Below are 7,819 nucleotides of genomic sequence, written 5' to 3'. Positions count from 1 at the left end.
TTGTCTAAAACTTCATATAAGTGGCTAAATTTAGCCACTTATATGAAGTTTTAGTAAAGTTAGGTAATCAAGTGGTTGTTAATGCTCTTGATATGTAGTAGATGTCTATTAATACTATTCGCACATGAATTTTAACTGGAACGATCGCGCATAGCTCAAGCTGATTAGGGCTTTCGTTACGGTTGTGAAGTATATATCTTCAAATTTGATGTTTTTGCACAGAATCGTTCAGAAAACGGTGTATGAAAAACCTAAGTAAACCCGGTAGCTCCACCGATCGAGCTTTGAAGTTTTTGGAGCAGAACACCTGCTTCTTACGCTCTTTGTTTGCTAACTGCAACCACGATGTCGATAAGGTAACAACGATTATTGAGCCAATATTGAACGCACCGAAACGCTGCGAAATCACTCCTTTTTACATCCAGGCGATCTGCACGGAACACGCAACTTTCCTAGTGACAAATATTACAGAAGGTCAAGTGGTTCGAGTGGTGGACAGTGCTTCTAGTTGGTTAATCGGTAGGCGATCGAACTGCTCGATCGCGATTCCAGACCGCTGCGTTTCGCGCCAGCACGCTGTACTTGGGCACGAAAGAGGTCAGGATTTTCACATTACAGATATCGGTAGTAGAAATGGTAGCAAAGTAAACAATCGCCCCTTAGCAACTTTGGAGCGTCGCAACCTTCGCGATGGAGATTTGATAGAGCTAGGCTTTGTTCAGGTAGAGTTTTTTATTACTACCTCTCAAGAATCATCGCAACTTGGCTCCGAGCTCAGTATCACCGACTGGATGTAGAATCGGAAAAGTTACTTTTCCGATTCTGTTCGGTAGTAGACTGATGATTAATTTTTAAATTTTTAATGTTTAGTTTTTAACTAACTGCTGTTTGCGCCGCCCGATCGACTGTTTCTTGGAACTTGATCGCATCTTGGCGGGGATCGACGTGGGTAACGCGCACTTCCATGCGATCGCCTAAGTACACAGAACGCCGAAACACCATCGGCAATTCCAATCCCAAATCCTCTAACAGGATTAAACCTAGCCTGTCATCTTCCCTTAACCAACGCAACAGCAGTGCTTGCCATACTCGATCGGAATTGCGTCGCAGATACTCCAAAGCCCAATAACGATGGGTTTGGCGTTCTACTAAACTCGCTTCTTGGCTGACAGCTGTAACGCTCATCATCACTTCCTTCATTTCTTCAGCTGAAAAAGGCAGCTGTTCTCCTCTTAGATGAGCCTTAATTTGGAAATGAGTGAGCAAATCGGTATAGCGACGAATGGGAGAAGTTACCTGAGTATAAATCTGCAAACCCAGACCGGCATGACGAGCGGGAATGATACTCATTTCGCTGCGCGGCATACATCGACGCATGGCGGCGGCGCGAACCCACCCGGCGGGCAATTGGAGCAATTCCTCTTCTGAGGGTAATTCTGGTTGAGGCTGACTGCGAAACGGCAAAGGAATTTGGTGAGCTTGACCGTAGCGAGCGGCGACTTCACCGGCAACGATCATCATTTCTGCTACCATTTGGCGAGAAGCCGAATCTTCTAAAACGTGGATATAAATCTCGTCATCTTCAACCTTAATCAATCCTTCTGGCAGATGAATGCCGATCGCTCCTTGAGAACGCCGCCATTTTTCCCGCCGTTGCGCTAAAGATGCGATCGCAGCTAATTCCGGTTCGGCGGGGACAGCCAATTCCAGCATCTCATCCACATCTTCGTATGTGAGGCGATAGGTTGGCTTGATAATGCTGGCATGGATGCTGTACTCTTGCACGGCTCCATCTTCATCGAGTACAATACCAAAACTGAGGGCTGTACAAATTTTGCCCTGCACTAAACTCATCGGGCCGGTCGCCAAATCTGGAGGGAACATGGGAATCATCCCGGTCGGCAAATAAAGGGTCGTACTGCGACGGCGGGCTTCCAGATCTAATTCATCCCCCGGCATCACCCAGCGAGTGGGGTCGGCGATGTGAACCCAAAGTTTTTTCCGCCCATCAGCCATTGTTTCACAGCTCAAACCATCATCTATTTCGCGGGTACTTTCATCATCTACCGTGTAAACTTTCAGATGAGTTAAATCCAGACGATTTGTGTCCGCATCGGGAGGGGGAAACTCGATACGCTGCTGAGCCACTTCTAGCACCTTAGTTGCAAAGTTAACAGGGATCTGGCTGCGCCGCAGAAACAGGTTTTCGTGCGTACTCCACAAACCCATCTGCACCAGGAGATCGAAAGCCGCTTGGGGAGTGTTGGTTCGTTCCAAAGCTACCAGCGTTTCTTGGGCTACAGAACGTCCGGAAGCTTCTTCTCCCAGAGAGGCAAACTTTTCTAATGCCTCCAAACGAGTGCGATCGCTACTCTGCCATTCTACCGGTTCACCAGAAAGAGCTTGCTGCACGCGAACCAAAAATTCTTCCGATTCTCGTTTGCGCTGTCCCGCTACTTGCAACTGATGTTTCAGTTCCTCAACAAGATTGCGAGAGCGAGGTTCGTAGCGGTCTCCCTTTTGTTTGAAATATAGTTTGTCTTCCGACAGCAGGTAGTAAGCTGCGTAACACACAGACGCACTTTGCTCGGAAAACAGTAGCATCGCCATTTCGCCTACGCTGACGCTCGTACCATCTTCGACCAATATTTCCCAGGCTATTTCCAAACTGGAAGGGTCGAGATACAGCTCTACCTCTTGCCGGAATTTAGGAATATCCTTTGGCTGGTAACTTTGACCAGTCACTTCATAACTGATTTGCTGGGGATTGACGGTATATGATTGACCGCGCTCATCTTGCACGACCCACTTTGTTTTGCCTTCCGGGCGTTCTGCAACTGTCAACCGCCGCTCTCCGTGCAGCCGAACTTCTATCAGCCTTCCTTTTTCCACAATTTGTCGTTATCCCCGTGCAGTCTTGTAATTTTAGATTTTTAGATTTTAGATTTTGGATGTGGGGATAGCTGTATTAGTGGCAAATACTTTGGAACTTAGCTGTAGCCTAATAATCTCAGGATTTAGGCTCTTGCGAGTCAGAAACCCGGTTTTTACTGGATTTCCAGTTTCCCAAACCACGATTTTTCATAGCAACCGGGTTTCTTTGTAGTCCTAAATCTAAAATCCTTGCATCCAAAATCCAAAATCTGCTTAACCTTCTTGGTTAATAAAGGGCAACAGTGCCAGTATGCGAGCACGCTTAATCGCTATTGTCAAGTCTCTTTGTTGCTTGGCGGTCAAACCTGTGATGCGGCGCGGCAAAATTTTACCCCGCTCGGTCACAAATTTACGTAATAAATCGACATCCTTATAGTCGATCGGTTCGCTTGGTTTTATGGGAGAGAGGCGACGACGGTAGTAGGTCATAGACAATTGGTATTTGGTGAAAGGTAATTGGTAAAAAGGTAATGGCGCATTGGAATGTAGGATTCTAAATGAAGGGTTCTGGATACAAGGCTTTTTTCCAGTCCCCACTCAACAGTCCCAATTCCCATCTACTTGATTTCCTTGTGAACTGTGTGTTTGTTACAGTGAGTGCAGAATTTCTTCAGTTCCAGCCTTGCCGTCGTGTTGCGGCGGTTCTTTTGGGTAGTGTAACGAGACACGCCATTCGATCGCTTCACTGAATTAGAGCGACACTCGGTACATTCCAGTGTCACTATGATACGAACACCTTTAGCCATAAGTTTACTAGCTGCAACGTCAGGGCAGAATTAAACACAAATATCTATCATTTCATAAAATGGGTAGCTTCAGCAACCGATCTGTGAAGTTTTTAGGGCTAGGGGCTAGGGGCTAGGGGCTAGGGGCTAGGGGTTAGGGACTAGGGGAAGAGGGAAGAGGGGGAGAAGTTTTTTAGTATAAGAAGAAGTTTTGAGGGTGGGTGGATGGCAATGTTTTCGGTTGAACAAGCAGAAGCAATTATTTTAGAAAAGGTGCAACCGCTAGATACAGCGCGGGATACAGAAGTTGTAGACTTGTTGGGAGCAATGGGGAGGATTTTAGCGACACCAGTCACAAGTCAACTAGATTTTCCCCACTGGGATAACTCGGCGATGGATGGGTATGCGGTGCGTTATGCTGATGTGCAAGGCTGTAGTGCCGAAAAACCAGCGATTTTGGCAATTGTGGCCGAAATTCCCGCCGGATATCAACCCCAGCATACTATTCAACCGGGACAAGCTGCGAGGATATTGACTGGTGCGATGATGCCAGCCGGTGCGGATACGGTGGTCATGCAGGAAGTAACGAAGCGAGAAGGCGATCGCATTTTCATCTACTCAGCACCAGAACCGCAAGCATTTGTCCGCCATCAGGGTGCTTTCTACAAAGCTGGCGAACCGCTATTACCAGCGGGAATTGCTCTCGGTGCTACGGAAATTGCTGTGCTGGCATCTGCCCAGTGTACCCAACTTTCCGTTTATCGTCGCCCTCGCGTGGCAATTATCTCCACTGGCGACGAATTGGTAACCCCAGACCGAGCTTTGCAACCCGGTAAGCTGGTAGACTCGAATCAATACGCTTTGGCGGTGTTGGTAGCGCAAAGCGGCGGAATACCGGAAATGCTCGGTATTGTTCCCGACGAACCGGAGGCGCTCAAAAGTACGATCGCCAAAGCTATCGCCTCTGCTGATATGGTAATTTCTTCCGGCGGTGTCTCAGTTGGCGATTACGATTACGTCGATGAAATCTTGGCTTCCCTTAGTGCCGAAATACACATTCGCGCCATTGCGATCAAACCGGGTAAACCGCTGACTTTCGCGACGTTCTCCCAGTCCGGGGAAATTTCTTCCTCTCCCCCATCCCCTATCCCCCATACCCTATATTTCGGTTTGCCAGGAAATCCAGTATCATCTTTGGTGACTTTCTGGCGGTTCGTGCAACCTGCGCTGAAAAAACTGGCCGGACTTTCCCAATCTTGGGGCCCAAATTTTGTGCAGGCGCGATCGCAGCAAGAGTTGCGATCGGATGGTAAGCGGGAAAGTTATCTTTGGGGTAAATTGCAATTAGTAGATGGCCTGTACGAATTTGATTTAGCCGGAGGAAGTCACAGTTCTGGTAATTTGATTAATTTAGCCCAAACTAATAGTTTAGCCGTTCTGCCAGTCGATGTAAAATTTATCCGCCCTGGAGAAATGGTAAAAGTTTTACAGGTCGGCTCTCCCCTGCTAAATTAACGATTAGCCCACCATTCCCAACTCCCTTTTTTCCTTTTGACTTTTAACTTTTAATTCTCCCACTCCCCCGCTCCCCCGCTCCCCCCTCTTCTCTCCTTCCCTAACCCCTAACCCCTAGCCCCTAATCCCTAGCAGGCGTATAGTAAAATTGCCCTTAATTCTTAAACAATTGTGAAAGCGATAACACTTCTTGGTTCCACCGGCTCAATAGGTACTCAGACTCTGGATATCGTCGCTCAGTACCCCGACCAGTTTAGGATTGTGGGATTGGCAGCAGGAAGCAATGTGAAGATGCTAGCTGAGCAAATTCGCCAATTTAAACCGGAAATTGCCGCTATTTGCGCTGAAGATAAGCTGCCAGAACTGAAAGAGGCGGTTGCTGACCTCGACCCCCAACCGATTTTACTGGGTGGCGAAGCGGGTGCGATCGAAGTGGCACGCTACGGCGATGCAGAATCTGTGGTAACTGGTATTGTTGGTTGTGCGGGATTGCTACCTACTATCGCCGCCATCGCAGCTGGCAAAGATATCGCTTTGGCAAATAAGGAAACCTTAATTGCTGGGGGGCCGGTCGTGATACCTTTGGTAGAGAAACACGGCGTCAAGCTATTACCAGCAGATTCCGAACATTCAGCGATTTTTCAGTGTCTGCAAGGCGTTCCACCAGGAGGTTTGCGGCGCATTCTGCTTACGGCGTCTGGCGGTGCTTTCCGAGATTGGCCTGTGGAAAAGTTGCCAGAAGTTAAAGTTGCAGATGCGCTGAAGCATCCCAATTGGTCGATGGGTCGCAAAATTACTGTCGATTCTGCTACATTGATGAATAAGGGATTGGAAGTAATTGAGGCGCATTTTCTTTTCGGTTTGGATTACGACGATATCGAAATTGTGATTCATCCCCAAAGCATTATTCACTCTTTGATAGAATTGCAAGATACTTCTGTTTTGGCTCAGTTGGGTTGGCCGGATATGCGCTTGCCGCTGCTTTATGCTATGTCTTGGCCGTCACGAATTTACACTGATTGGGAACGCTTGGATTTGGTGAAAGCTGGTAGTTTAACTTTCCGAGAACCGGATCATCAAAAATATCCTTGTATGCAGTTAGCTTATGCTGCCGGTCGTGCGGGTGGTTCAATGCCTGCGGTATTGAATGCGGCAAACGAACAGGCAGTAGCGCTATTTTTAGAAGAGAAAATCGGCTTTTTAGATATTCCGAAAGTGATTGAGCGGGCTTGCGATCGCCATCAATCGGACAATCAACGAAATCCATCTTTAGATGATATTTTGGCAGCAGATAAGTGGGCGCGTCAAGAAGTTCTGTCAGCCAGTAAAATGTTGGAAAAGCCTGTGATTTCAGTTTGATAAAATGAATTATATCGAAAAGGCGATCGCTACCTCAGTAATTTCTGCTGCCATTGGCGGATTAATAGGGGCTTGCTCTGCCCAAGAGCCGAAAATCCTCATTAATCAAAAAATGGGAGAACATTTCTATAACCGAGGATTGGAAAGGTTGGAAAAAAGAGATTACCAAGGTGCGATCGCCGATTTCAACGAAGTAATTCGACGCCAATCTAGTAATTATCTAGCTTATACCAACCGCTGTGTCGCCCGCTTTAAAATAGGAGAAATACAAACGGCGATAGCAGATTGCGATCGAGCAGTTCAACTCAATCCAAAAGATGGTGACGCCCGTTACAAACGGGGAAATCTCCGCATTTATATTGGCAATAAGCAAGGTGCGATCGAAGATTTGCAGACGGCAGCATTAATTTATCAACAAGAAGGTAATATGCCGCGATACCAAGATGCAATGGAGAAATATCAAAAATATTCAAAGGATATAACCCAGGATGGCAACATCTGATTCAATCCGATAATATGGAAGTATAAATACTATCCATTCCAAGGATGTAAGCGGAAATTAAACAAGGAGTTTTTGAATTATACAATTAATTTTTAAGGTTAGTCAAAATGAATGCAGAAGAATTGTTTAACCAAGCTGTAGCCAAATTAGGACAAGGAGATATTTTCGGAGCGATCGCAGATTTCCAAACAGCAGCGATAATCTGTTTCAAACGTAGAAATATGGCTTTTTATCAACAAATACAGGAGACGATCGCACAGCATCAGCAGTAGTTGAGCCAGATTGCTCATGAGCGCCTGCCAATACGATCGCACAAATGGCGCTCGCTGTGATGTACTTCTTGATTAGTTCGCAGATAATCTCGCACCCACTTGCAGCCATACTCTAGCGGATCGAGCTTGAGAATGCGGTTTAAGTCCCACAGAATCACCATTTGGTCATCACCCCCAGAAGCGATCGCCTTACCATCTGGGCTGAAAGAAATCGCAAAAAGACTGGCGGTATGTCCGCTGAGAGTTTTGAGCAAAGTGCCGTCTAACTTCCACAGTTTGACGGTATTGTCGGAACTGGCAGCAGCGATCGTCTGACCGTCAGGACTGAAACTAATGGCAGTAAAACCGCTCATATTAGGGCCAGTCAGTATTTTGTAGGGCTTAGTTTCAAACTCACCCGTAATATCTTTTCTCCAAAGTTGAATTGTCCCGTCCACACTTGCGGAGGCAATAGTTTGACTATCTGGGCCGATCGCAATTGCCCAAACAGCATTTTTATGTCCCTGAAGGCT

9 protein-coding genes are annotated in these 7,819 nt (G+C 46.8%); 5 read left to right on the top strand and 4 right to left on the bottom strand.

Annotated features, from left to right (window positions below):
* Nucleotides 1-242 precede the first annotated feature (242 nt).
* Nucleotides 243-797 (top strand): FHA domain-containing protein, encoded by a 555-nt coding sequence (locus tag H6S82_RS11470; protein WP_190466131.1) that lies wholly within the window; start codon nucleotides 243-245, stop codon nucleotides 795-797.
* 76 nt (nucleotides 798-873) lie between these two features.
* Here H6S82_RS11470 and H6S82_RS11465 read toward each other — a convergent pair whose 3' ends face one another.
* The 3 genes from H6S82_RS11465 to rpmG form a co-directional block, all read right to left on the bottom strand.
* Nucleotides 874-2,892 carry an RNB domain-containing ribonuclease gene (locus tag H6S82_RS11465; RefSeq protein ID WP_190466127.1) on the bottom strand — a complete coding sequence of 673 codons (2,019 nt, stop codon included), beginning with the start codon at nucleotides 2,890-2,892 and terminating at the stop codon, nucleotides 874-876.
* 255 nt (nucleotides 2,893-3,147) lie between these two features.
* The gene (gene rpsR, locus H6S82_RS11460; protein ID WP_190466124.1) at nucleotides 3,148-3,363 is read right to left on the bottom strand and encodes a 30S ribosomal protein S18; all 216 of its coding nucleotides are present in this window, start codon (nucleotides 3,361-3,363) and stop codon (nucleotides 3,148-3,150) included.
* Between the two features lie 128 nt (nucleotides 3,364-3,491).
* A complete protein-coding gene (gene rpmG, locus H6S82_RS11455; RefSeq protein WP_190466120.1) occupies nucleotides 3,492-3,680 on the bottom strand; it encodes a 50S ribosomal protein L33 in 189 nt (62 codons plus the stop codon).
* A gap of 210 nt (nucleotides 3,681-3,890) precedes the next feature.
* Here rpmG and glp point away from each other — a divergent pair, with 210 nt between their 5' ends.
* The 4 genes from glp to H6S82_RS11435 all read left to right on the top strand — a co-directional run bounded on the left by glp (nucleotide 3,891) and on the right by H6S82_RS11435 (nucleotide 7,307).
* Nucleotides 3,891-5,174: a gephyrin-like molybdotransferase Glp gene (gene glp, locus H6S82_RS11450; RefSeq protein ID WP_190466186.1), complete on the top strand. Its 1,284-nt coding sequence runs from the start codon at nucleotides 3,891-3,893 to the stop codon at nucleotides 5,172-5,174.
* A 171-nt stretch (nucleotides 5,175-5,345) separates the two neighbouring features.
* The gene (dxr, locus tag H6S82_RS11445) at nucleotides 5,346-6,533 is read left to right on the top strand and encodes a 1-deoxy-D-xylulose-5-phosphate reductoisomerase (protein ID WP_190466117.1); all 1,188 of its coding nucleotides are present in this window, start codon (nucleotides 5,346-5,348) and stop codon (nucleotides 6,531-6,533) included.
* 4 nt (nucleotides 6,534-6,537) lie between these two features.
* Nucleotides 6,538-7,035, top strand: coding sequence for a tetratricopeptide repeat protein (locus tag H6S82_RS11440; protein ID WP_190466114.1), 498 nt, complete (start codon nucleotides 6,538-6,540; stop codon nucleotides 7,033-7,035).
* A 107-nt stretch (nucleotides 7,036-7,142) separates the two neighbouring features.
* Entirely contained in the window at nucleotides 7,143-7,307 is a 165-nt protein-coding gene (locus tag H6S82_RS11435) for a hypothetical protein (protein WP_190466111.1), read from the top strand.
* A gap of 14 nt (nucleotides 7,308-7,321) precedes the next feature.
* Here H6S82_RS11435 and H6S82_RS11430 read toward each other — a convergent pair.
* Nucleotides 7,322-7,819: PD40 domain-containing protein (locus H6S82_RS11430; RefSeq protein ID WP_191056240.1), on the bottom strand; the 498-nt coding region annotated here is incomplete at its 5' end.

Origin of the sequence: Planktothrix sp. FACHB-1355 (assembly GCF_014748295.1) — a bacterium.
GTDB lineage: Bacteria > Cyanobacteriota > Cyanobacteriia > Cyanobacteriales > Aerosakkonemataceae > Aerosakkonema > Aerosakkonema funiforme_A.
Note: the sequence above shows the minus strand (reverse complement) of the source record. Positions and strands in the feature narration are given on the sequence as shown.